Origin of the sequence: Streptomyces fulvoviolaceus, from assembly GCF_000718165.1 — a bacterium.
Lineage (GTDB): Bacteria > Actinomycetota > Actinomycetes > Streptomycetales > Streptomycetaceae > Streptomyces > Streptomyces fulvoviolaceus.
Window position 1 is genome coordinate 38491 of sequence record NZ_JOEY01000015.1, and the last position, 25759, is coordinate 64249.

The window sequence follows — 25759 nt, forward strand, 5'->3', positions numbered from 1 at the left end:
GCTGTGCATACCCTGTGAATTAGGTAACCCTTACCTTAGTATGTCGCCGACCCCCTGGCCCAGGGCCGGGGCAACGACCCGCTGGGGAGGCACGCTGCTGTGTGCGGTTCCGAGGAAGTCCTGGCGTACTGGCGGCGGTTGCTCACCCCGCTCCCTCTGGAGACCGCACTGCCGGCAGATCGGCCACATCCGCCGGAGCCAGCGCCGGAACGCCAGGTCCACACCGTGTATGACGTCCCCGAGGCCCCCGACCCCGTACGGCTCGCGGCCTTCGTGGCCCTGCTCCACCGCTACGGCGGGGCCGTGGACATCACCGTCGGGTACGACGAACTCCCGGTGCGGGTCTCCGTCGAACACGAGCCGACCTTCCGGGAGTTGACGCTGCGGGTGACGCAGGCCTGGGAGGAGGCCGTGGCCCAACGGGTGCCGGTGGACCTCCTGGTGGACGAACTGCGTCCTCGGCCGACGCGCGGCGGCGGGCTGTTCTTCAACACGGCTTTCGGTACGGCCGACCGCGCCACCGGAGAGCATCCCGGTCCCGTCGACCTCCTGCTGGAGACGGGCGAAGGCACGGCACGGGCGACGTACAACCCAAGTCTCTTCGACGGTACGACGGTTCAGCGCCTGCTCGTCCACTACCGCACCCTGCTCACCGACGCCCTGGCCCACCCCGATACCCCGGTCGCCCGGCTCGCCCTCATGGGCCCGGAGGAGTACGAGCAGGTCGTCGTCGGCTGGAACGCCACCGCGCACTCGGTCCCCGCCGGAACCTGGCCCGCGATGTTCGCCGAGCAGGTCCGGCTGCGCCCCGACGCCGTCGCCCTGGTCTTCGAGGACGAGGAACTCACCTACGCCGAGCTGGACGAGCGGGCCAACCGCCTCGCGCACGCCCTGATCGCGCGCGGCGCCGGCCCCGAGCGCATCGTGGCGCTGGCGCTGCCGCGCTCCCTCGAGCTGATCGTCGCCGAGGTCGCCGTCCTCAAGTCCGGTGCCGCCTATCTGCCGATCGACCACGACTATCCGGCGGACCGGATCGCGTACATGCTCGGGGACGCGGTGCCCGTGTGCACGGTGACCACGCAGGAGACCGGCGAGGGCCTTCCCGACTTGCTGGAGCTCGACTCCCCTGCCATGAAGGCCGAGTTGGCGGAGTTGCCGAGCCACGACCCCACCGACGAGGACCGCGGCGGACCACTCACCGTCCTCAACGCCGCCTACGTGATCTACACCTCGGGTTCCACCGGACGCCCCAAGGGAGTCGTTCTCTCGCACGCCGGCGTGGCGAAGCTGGTCGCCACGCAGAGCGAGCGGTTCGGCATCGGACCGCACAGCCGGGTGCTGCAGTTCGCCTCGCCGAGCTTCGACGTCGCCTTCTGGGACCTGTGCCTCGGGCTGCTCTCCGGCGGCCGTCTCGTCGTCGTACCGGCCGAGCGCCGGGTGCCAGGACCGCCGCTCGCGGACTACGCGAACGCCCACGGGATCACGTTCATGATCCTGCCACCCGCTCTGCTCGCCGCGATGCCTGATGACGTACAACTGCCGCCCGCGGCCACCCTGTTGGCGGGGACCGAGCGGGTCTCCCCCGAGCTGGTCGGGCGGTACGCGCGTGGGCGGATGATGTTCAACGCGTACGGCCCCACCGAGGCGACCACCAACTCCACGCTGGGGCTGTGCGATCCGGACACCCCGGCCGGGGCGATCGTGCCGATCGGGGTGCCCGACCCGGGGACGCGGGCGTATGTGCTCGACGCCTTCCTGCGGCCGGTCCCGGCGGGTGTGACGGGCGAGTTGTACCTCGGGGGCGCGGGACTGGCCCGGGGGTATCTCGGGCGCCCGGACCTGACCGCGGAACGGTTCGTCGCGGATCCGTTCGGCGCGCCGGGCGAGCGGCTGTACCGCACGGGTGACCTGGTCCGATGGCGGGCCGACGGGCGGCTGGAGTTCCTCGGCCGGGCCGACGCCCAGGTCAAGATCCGTGGCTTCCGCATCGAGCCGGGCGAGATCGAGTCCGTACTGCGCGGGCATCCGGCCGTCGACCAGGTCACGGTGACCGTCCGCGAGGACCGGCCCGGCGACCGGCGACTGGCCGCGTACGTCGTCCCCTCCCTCGACGGACCCGACGTCCGGGTGGAGGAGTGGAAGCAGGTCCACGAACTCCTCTACAGCGCCGCCGGCACAGAGGGCTCTCAGGAGAACTTCGCGGGCTGGAACAGCATGTACGACGGCCGGCCGATCCCCGTGGAAGAGATGCGCGAGTGGCGGGAGGAGACGGTCGCCCGCATCCGCGCACTCGGCTCTCAGGGACGGGTGTTGGAGATCGGCGTCGGCAGCGGACTGATCCTGAGCCGCATCGCGCCCGACTGCGAGAGCTACTGGGGCACCGATCTCTCCACGGAGGCGATCAGGACACTGCGCGCCCAACTCGACCCCCAACTGGCGGCCAAGGTCGAGCTGCGCGCCCAGCCCGCGCACGACACCGACGGGCTGCCCGTCGGCTACTTCGACGCGATCGTCCTCAACTCCGTCGCCCAGTACTTCCCGAGTGCCGCGTACCTCACCGACGTACTGCGCCAGGTCTCGGGGCTGCTCGCGCCCGGCGGGCGGATCTTCGTCGGGGACGTACGCAATCTGCGGCTGCTGCGCACGCTGCGGGCAGCTGTCGAGACACGGCGGGCCGAGGAGTCGGACGACAAGAACGCGCTGCGGGCCGCCGTCGAACAGTCGGTGCGCTGGGAGGGCGAGCTCCTGCTGGACCCGGACTTCTTCGCCGCGCTCGACGGGTTCGACGCGGAGATACGGATCAAGCGGGGTATTCATCACAACGAGCTGAGCCGGTACCGGTACGACGTCGTCCTGCGCCCCGGACCACGTGCGATCCCTCCGGAGGAGCGGGTGGTCTCCTGGGCGGAGGTCGGCACGGGGCTGACCGATCGGCCTCGACGGCTACGCATCACCGGAATCCCCAACGCCCGGCTCTCCGACGACCTGGCGGACCTGTGGCGGCTGGAGGGCAGCAGCGGGACGGCGGCCGCGGGGGCGGATCCGGAGGACCTGCACGCCCTGGCCGTCGAGCACGGATACCGGGTGGCCCTCACCTGGAACGGCAGCGCCGACGACGGTGCCTTCGACGCCGTACTGGCCCTCGACGGCCCGCTCACCGGGCTGTACCGGACCGCCGGCGCGTACCCCCACGCCAACCGCCCCGCACCCTTCCGCGAGGTGACGGCGCTGATGAGGACCCTGCGCGCGCATGCCGCCGAGTGGCTGCCCGACTACATGGTCCCGTCGGCGTTCGTCCCCCTGTACACCCTGCCCGTCACCCCGAGCGGCAAGATCGACGCGCGGGCGCTGCCCGCCCCGGACTACGCCGGGATGAGCTCGGGGCGCCCCGCCCGGACCGCGCGCGAGAAGCTGCTCTGCGCGCTGTACGCCGAGGTGCTCGGGCTGGACTCGGTGACGGCGGAGGACGACTTCCTCGCCCTCGGCGGCGACAGCATCACCGCCATCCAACTGCTGATCGGGGCACGGCAGGCGGGCCTGCGGCTGACCACCCGGGACGTGTTCCGGCACCGTACGGTCGAGGCCCTGGCGAAGGCGGCCGTCGAGCGCACCCATGAACGGGCCGATGAAGCGCCCCTGTTGGAGCTCGACGCGTCCGAACTGGCCGAGATCCAGGGCGAACGTCCGCTGGAACTCGAGGAGTTGCTGCCGCTCACCCCGCTCCAGCAGGGCTTCTTCTTCCACTCGCTGACCGGCGCGGCGGACGGCGGCGACCTCTACGTGGTCCAGCAGGTCCTCGACCTGGCCGGGCCGATCGACGGTCCGACGCTACGACGGGCCGCGCAGCGCCTGCTGGACCGGCACGCCCCGCTGCGGGCGGCCTTCCGTCGGCGTCCGGACGGCATGCCGGTGCAGATCATCGCCCGGGGTGTCGAGCTGCCGTGGCGGGAGATCGCCGGATCCCCGGAAGACGGTGAGGCGCTCGCCGCCGACGAACGGGCCGCCGGCTTCGACCTGGCCGCACCGCCGCTCCTGCGCTGCGCCCTGGTCCGCCTCGGTGAGCAGCGCGCTCGCCTGATCCTGACCTTCCATCACATCATCGCGGACGGCTGGTCGTTGCCCGTCCTGCACCGCGAACTGATGGCGCACTACGGCACCGACGCGCCCCCGCTCGACGAGGTCACCCCGTACCGCGCCCACCTGCGCCGCCTCGCCGAGCAGGACCGCGAGGCCGCGCGCGAGGCCTGGCGCGGCGCCCTCGCCGGGCTCGACGAGCCCACGCGACTGGCCGACTCCCCGGCAGGACGGGCACTCGTGCGGCCGGAGCACGTCCGGGTGGAGCTGCCCGAGCTGACGACCGCCCGCCTGGCCGAGCGCGCCCGCGAACACGGGGTCACTCTCGGCACGGTGGTGCAGGCCGCCTGGGGGCTGTTGCTGGGCAGGCTGACGGGCCGGGGGGACGTCGTGTTCGGCACCACGGTCTCGGGGCGCGACACCGAGGTCGACGGCATCGCCTCGATGGTGGGGCTGTTCATCAACACCCTGCCGACACGCTTCCGTTGGGCGCCGGGCGAGTCGCTCGGGGCGCTGCTGCGACGGCTCCAGGAGGAGCAGGCGCGGCTGCTCGACCATCAGCACCTCGGGCTGGCGGAGATCCAGCGGCTGGCGGGGCACGCGGGCGGGGGCGAACTCTTCGACACGCTCGTGGTGTTCGAGAACTACCCCGCCGAGACCGACCTGCGGGACGCCTCGGGCCGCGTACGGATCACCGGCGACGCGTTCCACGACGCCGTCCACTATCCCCTCGCCCTCGTCGTCAAGCCCGGCAGACGGCTCGACCTGCGACTCAAGCATCACGCGGAGCGGCTGGACGGTGACTTCGTACGAGGGCTCGGCGAGCGGCTGGCGCGGGTCCTGGAGGCCATCGCCGAGGACCCGGAGCAGCGTGCCGCCGGTGTCGAGCTGCTGTCGGCCGACGAGGCGCTGCGGGCCCATCCGGCCGGCGAGGAGCGCCAGGTCGCGGCGGTCACCTTGGCGCAGGCGTTCGCGGCCCAGGTGGCCCGGACGCCGGAAGCGACGGCCGTCGTCTTCGAGGGCGAGCGGCTCACTTACGCCCAACTCGACGCGCGGGCAGATCAGTTGGCCGCCCGACTCCGCAGGCGTGGCGCCCGCCCCGGTGCGTTCGTCGCTGTCGCCGTCCCGCGCTCGACGGAGCTGATGGTCGCGCTGCTCGGCGTACTGAAGTCGGGCGCGGCCTATCTGCCGCTCGACCTGGACTACCCGGCGGACCGGGTGGCCCACATGCTGGCCGACTCCGGCGCCACCGCGGTGGTGACGGTGTCGGGCAGTGCCGGCCGACTGCCACGAACAAACGTTCCGCCACTGCTCCTGCTGGACCTCGAATCGCGCGATTCGGGGGCCGCTCCCGAGCCGCCGGCCACCCCCGACGACCCCGCCTACCTCATCTACACCTCCGGCTCGACCGGCCTCCCCAAGGGTGTCGTCGTCACCCACCGCGCCATCCTCAACCGGCTCGCCTGGATGCAGGACGCGTACGGCCTGCGCGCCGACGACCGGGTCCTGCAGAAGACGCCGTCCAGCTTCGACGTGTCCGTGTGGGAGTTCTTCTGGCCGCTCCTGGAAGGCGCGGCCGTGGTCCTCGCCCGGCCGGACGGCCACCGGGACCCCGTCCACCTCTCCGGGCTCGTGCGCGAGCAGGGCATCACCACGATGCACTTCGTGCCGTCCATGCTGGAGGCGTTCCTCCAGTCCGACCAGGTCACGGGCGACCCCGGCTGGGCGGCCTCGCTGCGCCGGGTGCTGAGCAGCGGCGAGGCACTGCCGGTGGCCGCCGCGAGCCGCTGGCACACGCTGACCGGCGTACCGCTGCACAACCTGTACGGCCCCACCGAGGCCGCGGTCGACGTCACCCACCACCCGTACGACGGCGCGGCGGAGGGTTCGTCCGTGCCCATCGGGCGCCCGCTGTGGAACACGGGACTGCGCGTGCTGGACTCCTGCCTCCGCCCGGTCCCCGACGACGTCCCCGGCGAGCTCTACCTCACCGGCGTCCAGCTCGCCCGCGGCTACCACGCCCGTCCGGCACTGACCGCCGAGCGGTTCACGGCCGATCCCTACGGCCCGCCCGGCAGCCGCATGTACCGCACCGGCGACCTGGTACGGCGTCGCCCGGACGGAGTGGTCGAGTACCTGGGCCGGACCGACCGGCAGGTCAAGCTGCGCGGCAACCGGGTCGAACTCGGCGAGATCGAGGCCGCGTTGGTGCGTCTGGAGGGTGTGGCGCAGGCGGCCGTGACGGTACGGGAGGACACGCTCGTCGCCTACCTGGTGGCTGCCGGCACAACGCCCCAAGTCACCGAACTCCGCGAGGCCTTGGCCGACGCCCTCCCCTCCCCCATGGTCCCGGGCGCCTGGGTCGTCCTCGACGCGCTGCCGCTCACGCCCAGCGGCAAGCTGGACCGGGCCGCGCTGCCCGCCCCGCAGGCCGTACGGACCACCGCCACTCGCGCCCCGGCCGATCCCCGGGAACAGGTCCTCACCGAGATCTTCACCGCCGTACTGAAGGTGCCGGACGTCGGGGTCGACGACGACTTCTTCCTGCTCGGCGGCGACAGCATCAGCTCCATCGCGGTGTCCAGCCGGGCCCATCGCGCGGGTCTGGTGCTCGGGCCGCGTGACGTGTTCGAGCACCGCACACCGGCGGCGCTCGCGGCGGCGGCCACCGTCGCTCTTGCCGATACGGCGACCCCCGCGTCCACCTTCGCCCTGGCCGAGGAAGAGCGTGCGCACGTCGAACGGCTCGCCCCCGGCCGGATCGAGGACGTGTGGCCGCTCGCCCCGCTCCAGGAAGGCCTGTTCTTCCACTCCACGTACGACGACGGCGCCCTGGACGTGTACACGGTCCACGAGTCCTTCGACTTCGCCGACCGCGTGGACACCGAGCGGCTGCGTGCGGCGACGCGCACCCTGCTGGCCCGCAACCCGAGCCTGCGCGCCGGGTTCACCAGCGAAGGTCAGCGTCAGCCGGTGCAGTTCATCGTGCGGGACGCCGAGATCCCGCTGACGGAGGTGGACCTGTCCGGGCTGCCGTCGGCCGAACAGGACCGGTGTGTGCGGGAGTTGATGGACGAGGAGCGTGCCCGCCGCTTCGACCTGAGCCGTCCGCTGCTCTTCCGGATGCTGCTGGTGCGGCTCGGCGACGGGCGCGGCGACCGGCTCGTCGTAGGACGGCATCTGATCCTGTGGGACGGCTGGTCGGCCTGGCTGTTCCTGGACCAGTTGTTCGCGCTGTACGAGAGCGGGGGTGATCCGGCGGGGCTGGCCCGGCCGGGCTCGTACCGCGACTATCTGAGCTGGCTGGAGCGGCAGGACGACTCCGAGGCGTCCGGTGCGTGGCGGGCCGCGCTGGCCGGTTTCGACGAGCCCACGCTCCTGGTGCCCGCCGTCACCGACGACCGGGGCCTGGAGCCGGTGATCCCCGAGCAGCTCGACGCCGTACTCGACCCGGCCGCGGCCGAGCGGCTGCGCGGCACCGCCCGCCGTCACGGTCTGACCCTCAACACCGTGCTCAACGCGGCCTGGGGGCTGGTCCTGGCGAGCGCGACGGGCCGCGACGACGTCGTCTTCGGCACCACGGTCGCCGGGCGGCCGACGGAGGTGCCGGACGTCGAGAACGTCATCGGCATGTTCCTCAACACGGTCCCCGCGCGCCTCGCCTTCGACCCCCGCGAGCCGGTCCTCGACCTGCTGCACCGCGTCCAGGGCGAACGGCTGGCGCTGATGCCGTACGAGTACCTGGGCCTGGGTGTGCTGCAGGCCGAGACGGGTCACCGTCGGCTGTTCGACACGCTCTTCGTGCTCCGCAACGCCGACACCGACGAGCGGCTCGCCGAGCTGCGCGACCGGCACGGCGCCACCGCCGTCGCCAACGTGGACGCCACGCACTACCCGGCCAACCTGGTCGTCACGCCCGGCGAACGGGTCCGGGTCACGCTCACCTACCGCCCGGACCTCATCAACGCCCCCTACGCACAAGCCCTGTTGGACCGGTTCGTGCATCTGCTGGACCGACTGATCAGCGACCCGTCCGCCCCCGTCGGCGCACTGGACCCGCTGCTCCCGGCGGAGTCCGCCGCACTGGCCCGCGAGGAGGCCGGGCAGCGGCAGCCCGTGCCGCACGAGACGGTGGCCGACTTGCTGGCCGCGCAGGCCGCCCGCACCCCGGACGCGACAGCCCTCGTCTTCGGCGCGCAGACGGTGACGTACGCCGAACTCGACGCGCGCTGCAACCAGCTGGCCCGGCTGCTGATCGCGCGCGGTGCCGGGCCGGAGCAGGTCGTCGCGCTCGGTCTGCCGCGCTCGATCGACATGGTGGTGGCGCTGTTCGCCGTCCTGCGCACCGGCGCCGCCTACCTGCCGCTGGAGCTGGACCACCCGGCCGAGCGGCTGTCGCTGATGCTGGCCGACGCCCACCCGCTGCTCCTGCTGTCGACGAAGGCGGTCTCGCGGACCCTCACGGGCGACATCCCTCGTGTACTGCTCGACGAACCGGACGTGCTCGGGGGGCTGTCCACCGATCCCGTCTCCCGGGTCTTCAGCCTCGACCACCCGGCCTACGTCATCTACACCTCAGGGTCGACCGGCCGCCCCAAGGGTGTCGTCACGCCCTACACCGGCCTGACGAACATGCAGCTCAACCACCAGAAGGAGATCTTCGCCCCGGCGATCGCCTCGGCCGGCGGGCGGCGGCTGCGCATCGCGCACACCGTGTCGTTCGCGTTCGACATGTCCTGGGAGGAGCTGCTGTGGCTCGTCGAGGGACACGAGGTGCACATCTGCGACGAGGAGTTGAGGCGGGACGCGACCGCGCTGGTGGCGTACTGCGAGGAGCACCACGTCGACGTGGTGAACGTGACCCCTACCTACGCCCATCTCCTCATCGAGGAAGGCCTGTTGGAGGGGCACCGGCCGCCCTTGGTGCTGCTCGGCGGCGAGGCGGTCACCGAGACGGTGTGGAACACGCTGCGGGACACCGAGGGGACGTACGGCTACAACCTGTACGGACCCACCGAGTACACGATCAACACGCTCGGCGGCGGCACCCACGACAGCGCGACCCCGACCGTGGGCCGCCCGATCCGCGCCACCCGCGCCCGCATCCTCGACACCTGGCTGCGTCCGGTGCCGGACGGTGTGGCGGGCGAGTTGTACATCGCGGGTGTGGGCCTGGCCCGCGGTTATCTCGACCGGCCGGGTCTGACCGCCGAGCGGTTCGTGGCCGATCCGTACGGGCGGCCGGGTGAGCGCGTGTACCGCACCGGCGACCTGGTACGGCGTCGCCCCGACGGCAACCTGGACTTCCTGGGCCGCACCGACGATCAGGTCAAGATCCGTGGCTACCGGGTGGAGTTGGGTGAGATCGAGTCGGCGCTCGCCCAGCACCCCGAGGTGTCCCGGGCCGCCGTGATCGCCCGGGACGACACCTCCGCACCCGGCACCAAGCGACTGGTGGGCTACGTCGTGCCCGCCGAACCCGACGATTCGACAAGGGAGTTGGCCGAGCGCGAGCAGATCGGTGAGTGGCGGGAGATCTACTCCGCCGAGTACACCGAGATCGGCACGGCCCTCTTCACCGAGGACTTCGCCGGCTGGGACAGCTCCTACGACGGCGAACCGATCCCGTTGGACCACATGCGGGAGTGGCGCGAGGCGACGGTGGAGCGCATCCGCGAGCTGCGGCCGCAGCGCATCCTGGAGATCGGCGTCGGCTCCGGCCTGCTGCTGTCCCGGCTCGCCCCGGAGGCCGAGTCCTACTGGGCGACGGACTTCGCTGCGCCGGTCATCCGCAAGCTCGGCAAGGATCTGAAGGCCGATCCGGCGCTGGCCCGGAAGGTGGAACTACGGTGCCAGGCCGCCGAGATGACGGAGGGACTGCCGGTCGGATTCTTCGACACGATCGTCATCAACTCCGTCGTGCAGTACTTCCCGAGCCTGGACCATCTGCGCCAGGTGATCCGCGGTGCGATGGGCCTGCTCGCGCCGGGCGGTGCGCTGTTCCTCGGTGACGTCCGGGATCTGCGGCAGGCGCGGGCCTTCCAGACGGGCATCCAGCTCGCCCGTACGGGCGACCAGGATCTGCGCCGGTCCGTGGACCGGGGTCTCGCGCTGGAGAAGGAACTCCTCGTCGATCCCGACTGGTTCACCACGCTCGGCGTGGGCGTCGAACTGCGCACCAAGGCAGGACGGCACCACAACGAACTGACCCGCTACCGGTACGACGTCGTGTTGTACGACGGCGAAGGCTCCCTGGACCTGCGTGACGCGCCCGTGCGGGACTGGTCCGGGAGAGGCGCGCTCCAGGCACGGCTGGAAGAGGCCGAAGTGCTCCGCGTACGGCGGATTCCCGACCCTCGTACGGCGGAGGATCTCGCGGCGATGCGGGCGATGGACGCCGGGCGGCCCACCGCTCCCGGCACACCGGGCGTGGAGCCGGAGGAGCTGCGCGGCTTCCGCGAGGGCTGTCACGCGCTGACCACGTGGTCGGACGAACCGGGCTTCTACGACGCCGTGTTCGTGCGCGGTGACGCCGACCCGGTGCGCACGTCCGGCTTGTACCGCCCCCGCGCCGACCGCGGCACCGCTCCGTACGCCAACACCCCCACCGCGACGCGCGGCAACGGCGCCCTCGTACGGCGGCTGCGCGAGGACCTGGGGCAGCGGCTGCCCGGCTACATGGTCCCGGCCGCCTTCGTGGTCCTGCCCGGGCTGCCGATGAACGACAACGGCAAGCTCGACGTGCGCGCGCTGCCGGACGCCGAACCCGCGCTGGCCCTGTCGGAGGGGCGCGGGCCGCGCACGCCCGTGGAGGAGGTGCTGTGCCGTCTCTTCGCCGAGGTGCTGGGGCTGCCCCGCACCGGCGCGGAGGACAACTTCTTCGACCTGGGCGGTCATTCGCTGCTGGCGACACGGCTGATCAGCCGGGCCCGCACCGAGCTGGGCGCCGAGCTCGCGATCCGTGACCTGTTCGAGGCGCCGACGCCCGAGGCGCTGGCGCTGCGCGCGGAGGGCGGGCGGCCGGCCCGGCCGGTACTGAAGCCCGTGGCCGAACGGCCCGCCCGTATCCCGCTGTCGGCGGCCCAGCGGCGGCTGTGGCTGGTGGAGCGGATCACCGGTGATCCTGACGGCGGGGTGGCGTACAACTTCCCGCTGGTCTTCCGGCTCCGGGGGGCACTGGATCTGGACGCGCTGCGGGCCGCCGTATGTGATGTGACGGATCGTCATGAGGCACTCCGTACACGGTTCCTGGAGGAGGACGGCGAGCCGTACCAGTGGATCGTGCCGCCCGGTGAGGCCGAGCCGGAGTTCGTCGTGGCCGACGTCGACGAGGGTGAACTGGGCGCGCGGATCGAGGCGGCCCAGCGCCGCCCCTTCGACCTGGGTGTCGAACTGCCCGTACGCGCCGAGGTGTTGAGGCTGCGCGCGGACGACCACGTGGTGGCGCTGGTGCTGCACCACATCACGACCGACGAGTGGTCGGACCGGCCGTTCCTGACCGACCTCACCACGGCCTACGAGGCCCGCCGTGCGGGCCGGGCACCGGAGTGGGCGCCGCTGCCGGTCCAGTACGCCGACTACACCCTCTGGCAGGACACGCTGCTCGGCCAGGTCGGCGAGGCACAGCTCGCCCACTGGACCGAGGCCCTGCGGGACCTGCCCGAGGAGCTGGCCCTCCCTCTCGACCGCCCCCGGCCCGAGGAGCCTTCCGGGCGCGGCGGCAAGGTCCGCGTGGAGCTGGCCGCCGACACCGGCCGCGCCCTGCGTGAGCTGTCCGGCGCCACCGGCACCAGCATGTTCATGCTGTTCCAGGCCGCCACCGCCGCTCTGCTGCACCGGCTCGGCGCCGGGGAGGACATCCCGCTGGGGGCGCCCATCGCGGGCCGCACGGACGAAGCGCTGGGCGACCTGGTCGGCTTCTTCGTCAACACGCTCGTGCTGCGCACCGACCTGTCCGGCGAGGACGTGACGTTCCGCCAACTCCTCGCGCGGGTACGGGAATCGTCCCTGGACGCGTTCGAGCACCAGGACCTGCCCTTCGACCAGGTCGTCGAGGCCGTCAACCCGCCCCGCATGGTGGGCCGCAACCCGCTGTTCCAGGTCATGCTCGGCTACCACTACCGGCCCGACGGCGACCCCGACGTGCTGGGCATGCCCACCGAGTGGTTCGACATGGACACCGGCATGGCGAAGTTCGACCTCCACTTCACGTTCGTGGACGAGGTGGGCCGGGACCGCCTCGCGCTGCTCCTGGAGTACGCCGTCGACCTGTGCGACGCCGCGACGGCCGAGCGGCTGGCCGGTCGGCTGGTCCGGCTGCTGGAGCGGGTGGTGTCCGAACCGGACTCGCCGGTAAGGGACTTGGAGGTGCTGGACGACGAAGAGCGTGAGTCGGTCCTCCGTCATTGGAACGACACCGCGCACGAGGTCCCGGCGACGACTCTCCCGGAGCTGTTCCGCGCCCAGGTGGATCGCACGCCCGACGCCCTGGCCCTGGTCTTCGGCGAACAGCGCCTGACCTACGCGGAGTTGGACGCACGCGTCGAGCGGACAGCAGGGATGCTGGCCGGGATGGGGGTGGGTCCGGAGTGCACGGTGGCGGTGGCACTGCCGCGTTCGGTGGACCTCGTCGTCGCCCTGCTGGCCGTGCACCGCGCGGGCGGGGCGTACCTGCCGCTGGATCCCGACCAGCCGAGTGAGCGGCTCGCGCTCATGCTGGAGGAGTCCCGGCCGGTGTGCGTGGTGGAGGACGCGCTGCCGGAGGGGCCTGAAGGTGCACTACCCACGTCGTACGACCCGTCGACCCCGGCCTACGTGATCTACACCTCCGGGTCGACGGGCCGCCCCAAGGGCGTGGTCGTCCCGCACCAGGGCATCGTCAACCGGTTGCTGTGGATGCAGGACGCGTACGGTCTGACGGCCGAGGACCGGGTGTTGCAGAAGACTCCGACCGGCTTCGACGTGTCGGTGTGGGAGTTCTTCTGGCCGCTGATCACCGGAGCGGCGTTGGTGCTCGCTCGCCCGGACGGCCACAAGGACCCTGCCCACCTGGCCGGGCTGATCCGGGAGCAGAGCATCACCACCGTGCACTTCGTGCCGTCCATGCTCCAGATCTTCCTGGAGGAGCCCACCGCCGCGCAGTGCACCGGTCTGCGTCGGGTCATGTGCAGTGGTGAGGCGCTGCCGGTCGCGGTGGCCGAGCGTTTCCACCGGGTGCTGTCGGCCGAGCTGCACAACCTGTACGGGCCGACCGAGGCATCGGTCGACGTCACGGCGATGGAGGTGCTGCCGGATGCCGGGCGCGTGGTGATCGGCCGACCCGTGTGGAACACCCGCGCGTACGTCCTGGACGCCTCGCTGCGACCGGTTCCGCCCGGCGTCGCGGGAGAGCTGTACCTGTCGGGCGTCCAGCTGGCCCGCGGCTACCTCGGCCGCCCCGCCCTCACCACCGAGCGGTTCGTCGCCGACCCGTACGGCGCACCGGGCGCCCGCATGTACCGCACGGGCGACCTGGCCCGTTGGCGGCCCGACGGCACGCTCGACTTCCTCGGCCGCACCGACCACCAGGTCAAGATCCGCGGTGTGCGGATCGAGCCCGGCGAGATCGAGACCGTCCTGACACGGCACGGCTCCGTCGGTCACGCGGTCGTCGTCCCGCACGACCAGCGACTCGTGGCGTACGTCGTCCCGGGCGCCGGAGCGGTCCTCGACACGGAGGCGCTGCGCCGTCACGCCACTGCCGCCCTGCCCGAACACATGGTCCCGGCGGCCTTCGTCCCGCTCGACACCCTACCGCTCACCCCCAACGGCAAGCTCGACCGCCGCGCGCTGCCCGCCCACGACTTCGCGGCGAGCGGCGGAGCCGGCGGCCGGGCGCGCGATCCCCGCGAGGAGATCCTGTGCGGCCTGTTCGCGGGCGTGCTGGGGGTGGAACGGGTCGGCGTCGACGACGACTTCTTCGTCCTGGGCGGCCACTCGCTGCTGGCCATGCGGCTGGTCGCCGGGATCCGGGCGGCGTTCGGGGCCGAGGTGTCGCTGCGCACGGTGTTCGACGCGCCGACGGTGTCCCGGCTCGCGGCCCGACTGGCGGAGGGCGGTGCGCTCGACGTCCGTCCGGTGCTCAGGCCTCGCCCGCGGCCCGAACGACTCCCGCTGTCCTCCGCCCAGCAGCGGCTGTGGGTGCTGTACCAGGTGGAGGGGCCCAGTGCGACGTACAACATCCCCTCGGCCTGGCGGCTGACCGGCGCCCTGGACGTCGGGGCGCTGCGGGCGGCGGTGCAGGATCTCGTCGTACGGCACGAGACGCTGCGGACGGTGTTCCCCGACGAGGAGGGCCGGTCTTGCCAGCGGATTCTGGAGCCGCACGAGGCCGCCGTCCCCTTCGAGGTGGAGGACATCGACGCGGGCCTGCTGCCCGAGCCGCTCGCTCAGGCCGGGGCTTACGGCTTCGAGCTGGACCGTGAACTGCCGCTGCGCGTCCATGTGTTCCGCACCGGCGAGGAGGAGTGGACGCTGCTGCTCCTGCTGCACCACATCGCCGGTGACGAGTGGTCCGAGGGGCCACTGAACCGGGACCTGGCACTCGCCTACGCGTCCCGTGCCGAGGGTCGGGCGCCCGACTGGGAGGCGTTGCCGGTCCAGTACGCGGACTACACGCTGTGGCAGGAGCGCCTGCTCGCCGAGGTCGGTGAGCGGCAACTCGACTACTGGAAGCAGGCGTTGGCGGGCCTGCCCGAGGAGCTGGTTCTGCCCGTCGACCGGGCCCGGCCGCTGGAGTCGACCTACCGCGGTGGCTCCGCCGACCTGTCCCTGGATGCCGAACTGGCCGCGGATCTGCGCCGGTTGGCGCGGGACAACGGCGTCAGCGTGTTCATGGTGCTCCAGGCGGCCGTGGCGTCCCTGCTCACCCGGCTGGGCGCGGGCCACGACATCCCGATCGGCAGTCCGATCTCCGGCCGGACCGACGCGGCCCTGGAGGATCTGGTCGGCTTCTTCCTCAACACCCTGGTGCTGCGCACCGACACCTCCGGTGAGCCGACCTTCCGGCAGCTGCTCGCCCGGGTGCGGGAGACGGACCTGGCGGCCTTCGACCACCAGGACGTGCCCTTCGAGCGGCTGGTGGAGGCGCTCAACCCGGCGCGTTCGCTGGCTCGGCATCCGCTGTTCCAGGTGATGGTGGTGTATCTGGCGTCGGGCGGGGACGAAGACGGGCTGCTGCCCGGGCTGAGGACCCACCGGGACGAGGTGGTGAACACGACCGCCAAGTTCGACCTGTCCTTCGACTTCGTGGAACGCGGCGACGGCGGTGGCGTCGACGGCGTCCTGGAGTACAGCGCCGACCTGTTCGACCACGCCACCGCGCAGTCCTTCGCGGACCGTCTGCGGCGCGTCCTGCGGGCCGTCACCGCGGACCCGGACCTGCCGCTCGGGCGCATCGACATCCTCGACACGGACGAGCGGCGCCGCCTGACCGGTGGCTGGCACAGCCGCCCGGTCCTCGCCGCGCCGACCACCGTGCCCGCGCTGTTCGACGAACGGGTGGGCCAGTGCCCGGAGTTGCCCGCCGTCGCCTCCGACGGCGTCGAGCTCACCTTCGCCGAGCTCAACGCGGAGGCCAACCGGCTGGCCCGGCTGCTGGTCGAACTCGGTGCGGGACCTGAGCGGTTCGTGGCCCTCGCGCTTCCGCGCACGGTCCGCTTCCTGGTCGCCGTACTCGCCGTGCACAAGGCCGGTGCGGCGTATCTGCCGCTCGACCCGGACGTGCCGGTGGAGCGTACGGCGGACGTGCTCGACGACGCCCGGCCGGTGCTGACGCTCACGACGCGTGAACTCGCCCACGCGATCCCGGCCGGCATCGAGACGCTGGTGCTGGACGCCCCCACGACGCCCGAGCGGGTCGCCGCGCAGTCCCCGGCCGATCTCACCGACGTCGAGCTGACACCTCGTCACCCGGCCTACGTCATCTACACCTCCGGTTCCACCGGCCGCCCCAAGGGAGTCGTGGTCACCCACGAGACCCTGGGCAACCTCTTCCACAGTCACCGCGAGACGCTGTACGCACCGGCGATCGAGGCCACCGGGCGGCGGCACCTGCGGGCCGGGCACGCCTGGTCGTTCTTCTTCGACGCCTCCTGGCAGCCCCAGTTGTGGCTGCTGGACGGGCACTGCGTGCACATCGTGTCCGAGGAGGTGCGGCGCGATCCGGAACTGCTCGCGGCAGCCGTGGTCCGGCACCGGTTCGACTTCCTGGAGGTCACGCCGTCGTTCTTCGCACAGATGGCGGAGAGCGGGCTCATGGACGGCGACGCGTGCCCGCTCTCGGTCGTCGGCGTGGGCGGCGAGGCCGTACCGGTCGCGCTGTGGCGGCGGCTGGCCGCGCTGCGCGGCACCGAGGCGTTCAATCTGTACGGGCCGACGGAGTCGACCGTGGACGCCCTGGTGGCCCGCGTCCGTGACAGCGAACGCCCACTCGTGGGGCTGCCGGTGACCGGCACCCGGGCCTACGTCCTGGACGGGCTGCTGCAACCCGTGCCGCCCGGCGTCACCGGCGAGCTGTATCTGTCCGGCGGCGGTCTCGCCCGCGGGTATCTGGGCCGTCCGGGGCTGACGGCCGAGCGGTTCGTGGCCGACCCGTTCGGCGGGCCGGGCGCACGGCTGTACCGCACCGGTGACCTGGCCCGCTGGACCGCCGACGGGCGCGTCGACTACCTCGGCCGGGCCGACGACCAGGTCAAGATCCGCGGCTTCCGCATCGAGCCGGCCGAGATCGAGTCCGTGCTCGCGAGTCATCCGGACGTCGGTCAGGCGCTGGTGACGGTACGTCAGGAAGGGGCGCGCAAACTGCTCGTGGCCTACGTGGTCCCGTCCCCCGGCGCCGCCTCGGACCCCGCCGAGCTGCGCGCGCACGTCGCCGCCCGGCTGCCGGAGCACATGGTCCCGGCGGCCGTGGTCGCCCTCGACCGTTTCCCGGAGCTGGCGAACGGCAAGCTGGACCGGGCCGCGCTGCCCGCGCCCGACTTCTCCGCCGTCTCCTCCGGCCGCCCGCCCGCCACCGACCTGGAGAAGGCGCTCTGCGCGGTCTTCGCCGAGGTGCTGGGGCTGGAACAGGTCGGCGTGGACGACGACTTCTTCGCGCTCGGCGGCGACAGCATCGTCGCGATGCAGCTCGTCGGACGGGCCCGGGCGGCGGGCGTACGGATCACTCCGCGGCTGGTCTTCCGGCACCGTACGGTGGCCGCGCTGGCCACGGTCGCTGAGTCCACGAAGGCATCCCGCCCGGAGGACGACGGCACCGGCACCATCCCGATCACACCGGTGATGCACTGGCTGCGCGAACTCGGCGGCCCGTTCTCGACGTACCACCAAGCGGCTCTCGTCCGCACCCCCGCGGACCTGGACCTGCCCGGCCTGACCGCCGTACTCCAGGCACTGGCCGACCGGCACGACCTGCTGCGGGCGACCCTTGTACGGCCGTCCCGACAGGCCACCGAGGACTGGTCGCTGCACGTCCCGCCGACCGGTACGGTCGAGGTGGCCGAGTGGCTCGACCACATCGATGTGACGGGCCTCGACGCCGAGGAGCTGGGCGAGGCGGTCCGCGAGCACGCCCACGCGGCCCGTGCCCTGCTGGACCCGGACGCGGGAGCCATGGTCAGGGCCGTGTGGTTCGACGCGGGCGACGCGCCCGGCCGGCTGCTGCTGATGGCCCACCACCTGGTCGTGGACGGCGTGTCGTGGCGCGTCCTGCTCCCCGACCTGGCCGCGGCCTGGCGGGACGTCTCCGCCGGGCGGCCGGCGCGGCTCGCCCCGGTCGAGACGTCCTTCGCCCGCTGGTCGCGGCTGCTGACCGAGCTCGCCCAGGATTCGGCCCGCGAGGCCGAACTCCCCCTGTGGACAGCCGTGTCGGACGGAGACTCCGAACCCTTCCCGCTCCTGCGGGAGCCGGACCCCGACCGCGACACCACCGCGACCCGGCGGGAGGTGATCCTGCGCCTGCCCACCGAACTCACCGCACCACTCCTCTCCACGGCACCCGCCATGTTCGGCGCCGGTGTCAACGACGTGCTGCTCGCGGGGCTCGCGCTGGCCTTCGCCGACCGGCGGCGGCGCGATGGAGGGTCCGACACCTCCGTCCTGGTCGACCTCGAAGGACACGGCCGTGAGGAGGAGTTGGGCGGGGACGGCGTCGATCTCTCCCGCACGGTGGGCTGGTTCACCAGCGTCTTCCCGGTGCGGCTCGATCCGGGTCCGGTCGATCCGGCCGAGGCCTTCGCGGGCGGAGAGGCCGCGCGGGAGGCCGTACGGCGGGTGCGTGAACACCTCGCGTCGCTGCCCGCGAACGGCGTCGGCCACGGCATGCTGCGGCACCTCAACCCCCGTACCCGCGAGGAGTTGGCGAGCCGCGAGCCCGCCCGCGTCGAGTTCAACTACCTGGGCCGGTTCGGCATCCCGGAGGAGACGGACTGGTCCTACGCACCCGAGGAGGACCTGGCCGACATCGGCCCGGAGGCCGCGATGCGGCAGGGGCACGCGCTGGAGATCAACGTGGTGACGGAGGACCGGGCCGAGGGGCCCGTGCTCACCGCCCACTGGTCGTATCTGGAAGGGCTGTTGGCGCACGAGACGGTCCAGGACCTCGCCGAGACGTGGTTCAGGGCGCTGGAAGGGCTCGTCGCACGGGCCGACAGAGACACGCCGACAAGTTCATGAGGAGAGGAACAACAGCATGAGCAACCCGTTCGAGGACCCCGAGGGCGTCTACCTGGTGCTGGTCAACGACGAGAACCAGCACAGCCTCTGGCCGGACTTCGTGGACGTGCCGGCCGGCTGGCGCGTGGTGCACGGGCCGGCCGACCGGCAGTCCTGCCTGGATCACGTCGAGACCCACTGGACCGACATGCGGCCGCGGAGTCTGGCGGAGGTCATGGACAACTGACGCTCCACGCGGGCGGTTTCAGGACGCGGGCTGCTCCACCTTCGTGTCCGTCTTGCCGTCGACGGCCGCCGCCAGCTGCGGCACCAGTCGCTCGATGACGTACCGCAGGCTGAGGACGGTGCCCATGGACAGGGCGTTGCCGTAGTCGCTGGTCTCGTTGACGTAGACCTCACGGCCCTGCTTCACCACGTTCAGGTCCTTGTAGGAGGCGTCCTTGTGGAGCTTGTCGGCGTCCTTGGTGACGTCCCCGACCTGCCACACGAGGGCGTCCTGGTCGAGCAGGTCGGTGCGCTCCTTGCTGATGTTCGCGCCGAACTGGTCGCCGATCACCTTGTCCAGGTCGGCGGGCAGGGTGAACCCGAGGTCGGTGAGGAGGTGCGAGCGCGGGTCCTGGCTGCCGAAGACGAAGATGCCCTCGTACGGCGTGGCCATCACGGCGGAGGCACCCTTGAACTCGGGGTGCTCCGCGACGGCCGCCGCGATCCGGTCCTCGGTCTCCTTGACGGCCGTCGCGGCCTCTTCCGGCTCGCCGAGCGCCTTGCCGATCGTCTCGGCCTGCTCCTGCCACGGGACGCCGTAGTCGTTGTACTGCTTCGGCTGGGCGACCACGGGGGCGAACGCGGACAGCGACGTGTACTGCTCCTTGGTGAGTCCGCCGTACACCGCGAGGATCAGGTCGGGCTTGAGGGCGGCGATCTTCTCGACCTGCGGTCCGGTGCCGGTGTCCTTGAGCACGGTCGGCGCCGCGGCCGAGCCCAGCTTGTCCGCGGCCCAGGGGCCGACGGCGCCCTTGTAGCCGCCGAGCCATTCGGTGGTGCCGACGGGGACCTTGCCGAGGGCGAGGACCGCGTCCTGGTCGGTGAGGCCGACGGTGACGATCCGCTGGGGCTCGGACTTGATGGTCGTACTGCCGTACTTGTGGGCGATGGTGACCGGGAAGGCGGAGTCGGCGGAGGAGCTCGCCTCCGCGCCGGCGTCCGAGGCGTCGGATCCCGAGTCGTCGCCGCCGCAGGCCGTGGCGGTGACGAGGAGGAGGGCGGTTGAGGTGAGCGCGGCGGCGAGGCGTGGCGCTCTGCTGGAGCGGAAGCGGAACATCGGCGGTCCTTCGGGGTTCGAGGTGTCAGGTGGTGCGGGGAACAAGGGACCGTGGGGGGCTAGGGGCCGCTGCCGCGGGTGTCCGACCACGCCTCCCAGAGGGCGGCGTACGGACCCTGGCCGGCGCGGAGTTCGTCGTGGGTGCCGGTCTCGACGACGCGGCCGGACTCCATGACGACGATGCGGTCGGCCACCGCCGCCTGGCTGAGGCGGTGGGCGACGATCAGCGCGGTGCGGCCGTCCACGGCGCGGGTGACGGCCTTCTCCAGGGCGCGCGCTCCGGCGCTGCCCGCCTCGGCGGTGGCCTCGTCGAGGATGACGAGGGACGGGTCGGCGAGGATCAGCCGGGCGAGGGCGAGGGCCTGGGTGCGGGCGCCGTCGAGGCGGTGCCCACCGTTTCCTACGACGGTGGCGAGACCGTCGGGCAGGGCCTCGGCCCAGTCGAGGGCGTCGACGCTGTCGAGTGCGGCGCGCAGTTCGTCGTCCGTGGCGTCGGGGCGGGCCAGGCGCAGGTCGTCGGAGAGCGGGCCGGCGAATACATGGGTCTCCTGGGTGATCAGGGCGACGCCGGTCGGGCCGAGTGCGGTGGGGGGAACGCCGCCCACCAGGACGCTGCCGGCTGTAGGTGCTTGGATGCCCGCGACGAGCCGGGCCAGGGTGGTCTTCCCGGCGCCGCTGGCACCGACGAGGGCCACCCGCTCTCCGTGACGGATCGTCAGGTTGACGTCCCGGAGGACGAGTTGACCGGGGCGGTAGGCGTGGCTGAGCCCGCGGACCGTGACGTCGACGTCGCCGGCCCCGACGCTGCGGCCCGCCGGCGGGGGCGGCTGGTCGGTGACGCCGACGAGGCGGGCGAGGCCCGCCGTGGCCGCCTGGGCGTCGTCGAGGAGGGCGAGGGCGGCGTTGACGGGGGTGAAGAGGCTGTGGAAGTAGAGGGCGGCGGCGGTCGCCGTGCCGATGGACGCCGAGTCCTGGCGGACCAGCCAGTAGCCGGTGGTCAGTACGGCGGCCAGGCCGATGTACTCGGCGATGTGGAGGCGGCTGTAGAAGCCGAGGACGAGCCGGACCCCGCGCATCGTCAGCTCCACCACGGACCGGGAGCGCTCGGTGACCCGCTCGCTGTGCTCCCGCTCCAGCCGGAAGGCGCGGACGGTGGAGCTGCCGGCGACGGTGTCGAGCAGTTGCTGCTGTTGGGCGCCGGCGGCCACGCGCTGCGCGGCGTAGAGGGGTACGGCCCGGGTGACGTACCAGCGGGCGGTGAGCACCTGCACGGGCACGGCCAGCAGCGCGGCCAGCAGGAACCGCCAGTCGAGCAGGGCGAGGGCCCCCAGGGTGAGGACGATGGTGAGGAGCGAACGGGCCAGTTCGGGAAGGGCACTTCGGACGGCGTCGGCGATGAGGGACACGTCGGCGGTGACCCGTGCGGTCAGGTCGCCGGCTCCGGCCTTCTCGACCCGCTCCAGCGGCAGGCCCAGCGCCCGTTCGACGAACTGCTCGCGCAGTCGGGCCAGGGTCGTCTCACCGAGCCGGGAGATCAGGGACAGCCCGAGGCCCGCAGTGATGCCCTGGGCCACGGCGACGGCCACGAGGAGGGCCACCGTGGTGGTGATGGCGTCGACGGAACCGTGCTCGGCGGCGAGGTCGACGATCCGGCCCAGGAGGGGCTGCACGAGCAGTCCGACGGCGGTGGAGCCGGTCATGACGGCGAACGCCGTCAGGGCCAACGCCCGGTGCGGGCGCAGTAGTTCGGCGACCGCCGCGCGGGTGCGGGCCGGTGCGGCGACGGGCAGTAGGGACTCGTTCATGTCACCACCGCGGCACGGTAGTCGGCGTGTTCGTGGACCAGCCGCTCGTGGTCGCCGGCCGCGGCGACCCTGCCCTCGTCGAGGAGGAGGACCCGGTCGGTCACGGCGAGCAGGGCGGGGCTGTTGGTGACGAGGACGGTGGTGCGGCCCCTTCTCAGGTCCCTGATCCCGGCGGCGATCCGCACCTCGGTGACGCTGTCGACGGCCGTGGTGGGTTCGTGGACGACGAGGACCGGCGCGTCGGCGGCCAGCGCCCGGGCGAGGGCGACCCGCTGCCGCTGACCTCCGGAGAGGGAGCGCCCGCGTGCGGTGACGGGGGTGTCGGCGCCGTCGGGGAGGGTGCGGACGACCTCGTCGGTGCCGGATGCGGTGATTGCGGCGGAGACCTGCTCACCGGACGCAGCGGATACGTGCTGACCGGACGCGGCAGTGACTTGCCCACCGGACGCGGCAGTGACGTTCTCGAGGACCGTCCCCTCGAACAGGTCCGCGTCGTGCTCGGCCACCAGGATCGCGGTGCGGACCTGCGCGAGGTCCAGCGCGGGCAGTTCGGTGCCGTCCAGCTCTACGGCGCCCTTGTCCGGGTCGGCGCGGCGGCCGAGGCAGTGCAGCAGGGCGGCCGCGTCGGCGGGGTCGGTGGTGACGACGCCGACCGTCTCGCCGGGGGCGATGTCGAGATCCACGCCGCGCAGGGAGCCGTAGGACAGGCCGCGCAGCCGCAGTCGTCCCTCGAAGGGGCGCCGCTCGGACGGTGTGGACCTCACGGCGGGCGGGGCGTCGAGGATCGCGGCGATGCGGGCGGCGGACGCGCGGCCCTGCGCCAACTCCGCGTTGACCCAGGAGAATTCGGAGAGCGGGCCGATGAGGAAGAGGGCCAGGGCGACGGACGAGACGAGTTCGCCGAGGCCGATGTCGCCGCGTGCGGCGAGCCGCCCGCCGACGAGGGCGACCAGGGCGAGGAACGCCCCGGTGAGGATGGTCAGTACGCCGCTCTGCCAGGCCTCGGCGCGGGCCGCGCGCAGGGTGGCGGTCAGCGCGCCCTGGCTGATGCGCCGGTAGCGGGCGGCGGCCGCCGGTTCGGCACCGATGCCCTTGAGGACGCGCAGTCCGGCCACGAGGTCGGCGGCGACGCCCGAGGCCCGTGCCGCGCGTTCCTGCTCGGTCTCACTGCGTCGTTCCAGCGGCTTGCTCAGCAGATGCCCCAGCCACAGCAGCAGCGGGGCGCCGAACAGGACGAGGAGCCCGAGGGGGACGGACATCAGCAGCAGGACGACCGCGCCGACCACCAGACCGGCGGCGGACGCGACGGCGACGATGATCGCCATGGCGACGCCGCCGACCCGTCGGGCGTCCTCGGTGGCGGTGTTCGCCAGCTCGCCGTGCAGCCGGCCGTCCTCCGCACCCCCTTCGGGCGCGAGCAGGCGGCCGACCAACCGGGTTCGGAGAAGGTGCGCGGCGACGACGGAGGCGCGTTCACCGGCCCGGGCACTGCCGCGCCAGCTGAAGGAGAGACCGACGTAGACGACGGCCAGCACACCGAGCCACAACAGCAGCCCGGCGGCGTCGCCGTCCACGATCCCCCGGTCGACGGCCACACCGATGAGGACCGGCACCAGCGCCTCGCCCGTCTGGTGCCCCATGCCGAGCAGCGCGCCGAGCGCGATGTCACGGCGTTGGCCGACGACCGCGCCCCACAGCACGCTCCGTCCGGGCAGGCCCGCTTCTCTCACCCATCCCCCCGGACCGGAATTCACGGCGCTCAGACACCGCACAGGAAAACTTAGGTAAGGCTAACCAGATTCCTGTCCGGGGGCCAGGGTCTTCACCAAGCGCCTTTTCAGGCTTCCGGTTTCAGGCTTCCGGTTGCACGATCACATCGTCGACGTACGACGTCCCGCCCGATGTCGCCCGCAGCCGCAGCGTCGTCGCGGTCGACGGAGCGGTCAGCTCCACACGGTGCCATTCGCCGGCCGTGGTGTCGGCGGGGGTGGCCGTGGCGACGACCGTGCCCGCGGAGTTCAGGGCCTCGACCGTCACCGGCGCGGACGCGGAGTCGGAACGGACGAGGGACGAGAGCCGGCGGGAGGTGGTGCCGGAGATGGCCCGGGTGAGGGCCGAAGCGCCGGTGAGCTGCCCGGAGTTGCCGAGGTCGCCCGCCGGGTCGGTGGCCACGGCCGCCGTGCCGGTGATCGTCCACGATGAGGCGAGGGTGTCGAAGATGTCGGTCAGAACGGGGGTGCTGGTGCCGCTGCCGTTGTAGGCACCGATGTTGGGGGCCGACGTGGCCGAGACGGAGTTGCCGTAGTAGTCGAGGCCGCCGTTGCCGGAGACGACCGCGCCGGTACCGAGGGTGCCGTAACCGGTGAGCAGGCGGTAGCCGGCGGGGTCACGGGTGCCGGGGGCGACGAGACCGGGGGCCGTCGTGACCGAGTTGGTCGCGCCGGTCGGGGCGGTCACGCCGTGGAAGGCGTTGTGGTCGAAGGTGACGCCCGAGTCGGAGAAGCTCCAACTCACCGATCCGCTCCCGGTCTTGCGCACGATGTTGTTCGTGAACGACAGGTCCAGGGACGCCGAGGTGGACTCGGTCAGGAAGACGGGGCTCAGCCCGCCGCCCACCGCGACGGTGTTGTTGTAGATCTGCCCGTTCTCGATCTCGCCGCTGCAGACCTGGAAGGTGCGGGTGCGGTCGTTGACGGAGATGTTGTAGCGGATCACGAAGTCCGTGACCGGGGTGTCGTAGGGGCAGAGCAGGAAGAAGCCGCCGTCGTTGTCGTGGGAGAGGTTGTACTGGAAGAGGGTGTTCTTCGTGGAGTGGTCGACGTCGTAGGACTGGCCGTCCTTGGTGGTGTTGCCGCCGGAGACCTCGTTGTACTGGAAGACGCCGTTGTCGCTGTTGGCGGTCCAGATGCCGATGTTGACGCTGCCCGCCCGCTCGTTGAAGCCGGTGACCGTGTTGTGCTCGACGAGCGCGCCGTCCTGGCCCTTGGCGACGATGCCGTCGCCGCCGATGTCCCGCAGGTCGTTGCCGCGTACGACCAGGCCGGTGGAGGCCTTCCAGTCGGCGAAGCAGAGGGAGTCCTGCCAGAACGCGGCGAGCTGGTCGCGCTTGCACCAGTTGGACCAGGTGTAGATGCCCTGGCGGTCCACGGAGTGGACCTCGTTGTCCAGGATGTGGGTGTCGGCGAAGGCGGTGGGCGTGGTGGTGCCCTGGGCCTCGATGACGATGCCGCCGGTGGCGTTCGCGTACTTGCCGGTGCCGTGGTAGTTGCCACTGACCGTGGCGGGCAGGACGCCGCGCACGTCGTGGATGTCGAGGCGCTGGAGGGTGATGCCGCTGACGGTTCCGGCGTCCTCGGCGTACACGTGAACCCCGCGCCGATACGCCGTGTTGTCGCCGTCGGCCGTCAGCTCCAGGTCCTGGACCGTGGTGTACGGCGTGTTGTCGAGGAGTACGGCGTCGACCTCGCCGTCGGCGTTGATCGCGGGCAGGTCGCCGCTGCCGTAGGCACCGATGACGACCGGGGCGGCGGCGGTGCCGGTGGCATCCGGGGCGAACCGGCCCGAGCAGGCCGTGCCGCGCTTGAGGAGAACCTGGTCGCCTGCCGTGAGGGTCAGGGCGTTGGCCGAGGTCAGGGTGTTGTAGGGGGAGGCGGACGTGCCGCTGCCGTTGGTGGTGGCGGAGCAGTCGACGTAGTACGTCGTGGCGGCCGCCTGGGCCGGCGGGGCGGCCGCGAGGCCGGTGCCGAGGGCCGTCAGGCAGGCGAGCAGGGCGGTGCTGCGCAGGCGCATGGAGGGACTCCGTGAGGAATGTGTCGGCCGAAGGGGGGAGTCGAGCGAGCAGTGCAGCTAC

Annotated in this window: 6 protein-coding genes; 2 read left to right on the forward strand and 4 right to left on the reverse strand. The window is 72.3% G+C overall.

Translation table 11 applies throughout. From position 1 onward, the window contains the following. Positions 1 to 99: 99 nt before the first annotated feature. Positions 100 to 18783, forward strand: a complete 18684-nt coding sequence (locus IG08_RS0117225; RefSeq protein WP_030602513.1) for a non-ribosomal peptide synthetase — start codon at positions 100 to 102, stop codon at positions 18781 to 18783. A gap of 16 nt (positions 18784 to 18799) precedes the next feature. Further along, the gene (locus IG08_RS0117230) at positions 18800 to 19009 is read left to right on the forward strand and encodes an MbtH family protein (protein ID WP_030602516.1); all 210 of its coding nucleotides are present in this window, start codon (positions 18800 to 18802) and stop codon (positions 19007 to 19009) included. A gap of 18 nt (positions 19010 to 19027) precedes the next feature. On the opposite strand, the gene IG08_RS0117235 is transcribed toward IG08_RS0117230, so the two are convergent. From IG08_RS0117235 to IG08_RS55860, 4 genes are all read right to left on the reverse strand, one after another. Then, positions 19028 to 20104 carry an iron-siderophore ABC transporter substrate-binding protein gene (locus tag IG08_RS0117235; RefSeq protein WP_030602519.1) on the reverse strand — a complete coding sequence of 359 codons (1077 nt, stop codon included), beginning with the start codon at positions 20102 to 20104 and terminating at the stop codon, positions 19028 to 19030. 59 nt (positions 20105 to 20163) lie between these two features. Beyond that, positions 20164 to 21909, reverse strand: coding sequence for an ABC transporter ATP-binding protein (locus IG08_RS0117240; RefSeq protein ID WP_030602522.1), 1746 nt, complete (start codon positions 21907 to 21909; stop codon positions 20164 to 20166). Further along, on the reverse strand, positions 21906 to 23639 hold the full coding sequence (locus IG08_RS0117245; protein WP_030602526.1) for an ABC transporter ATP-binding protein: 1734 nt from the start codon (positions 23637 to 23639) through the stop codon (positions 21906 to 21908). The genes IG08_RS0117240 and IG08_RS0117245 overlap by 4 nt, the downstream gene beginning before the upstream one ends. 121 nt (positions 23640 to 23760) lie before the next feature. Further along, the gene (locus IG08_RS55860) at positions 23761 to 25698 is read right to left on the reverse strand and encodes a right-handed parallel beta-helix repeat-containing protein (protein WP_052424750.1); all 1938 of its coding nucleotides are present in this window, start codon (positions 25696 to 25698) and stop codon (positions 23761 to 23763) included. Positions 25699 to 25759: the final 61 nt, after the last annotated feature.

What these genes read in the sequence shown, in the direction of transcription:
- IG08_RS0117230 (WP_030602516.1), top strand. Translation starts at nt 18,800, where the DNA reads ATGAGCAACCCGTTCGAGGACCCCGAGGGCGTCTACCTGGTGCTGGTC.
- IG08_RS0117235 (WP_030602519.1), bottom strand. Translation starts at nt 20,104, where the DNA reads ATGTTCCGCTTCCGCTCCAGCAGAGCGCCACGCCTCGCCGCCGCGCTC.
- IG08_RS0117240 (WP_030602522.1), bottom strand. Translation starts at nt 21,909, where the DNA reads ATGAACGAGTCCCTACTGCCCGTCGCCGCACCGGCCCGCACCCGCGCG.
- IG08_RS55860 (WP_052424750.1), bottom strand. Translation starts at nt 25,698, where the DNA reads ATGCGCCTGCGCAGCACCGCCCTGCTCGCCTGCCTGACGGCCCTCGGC.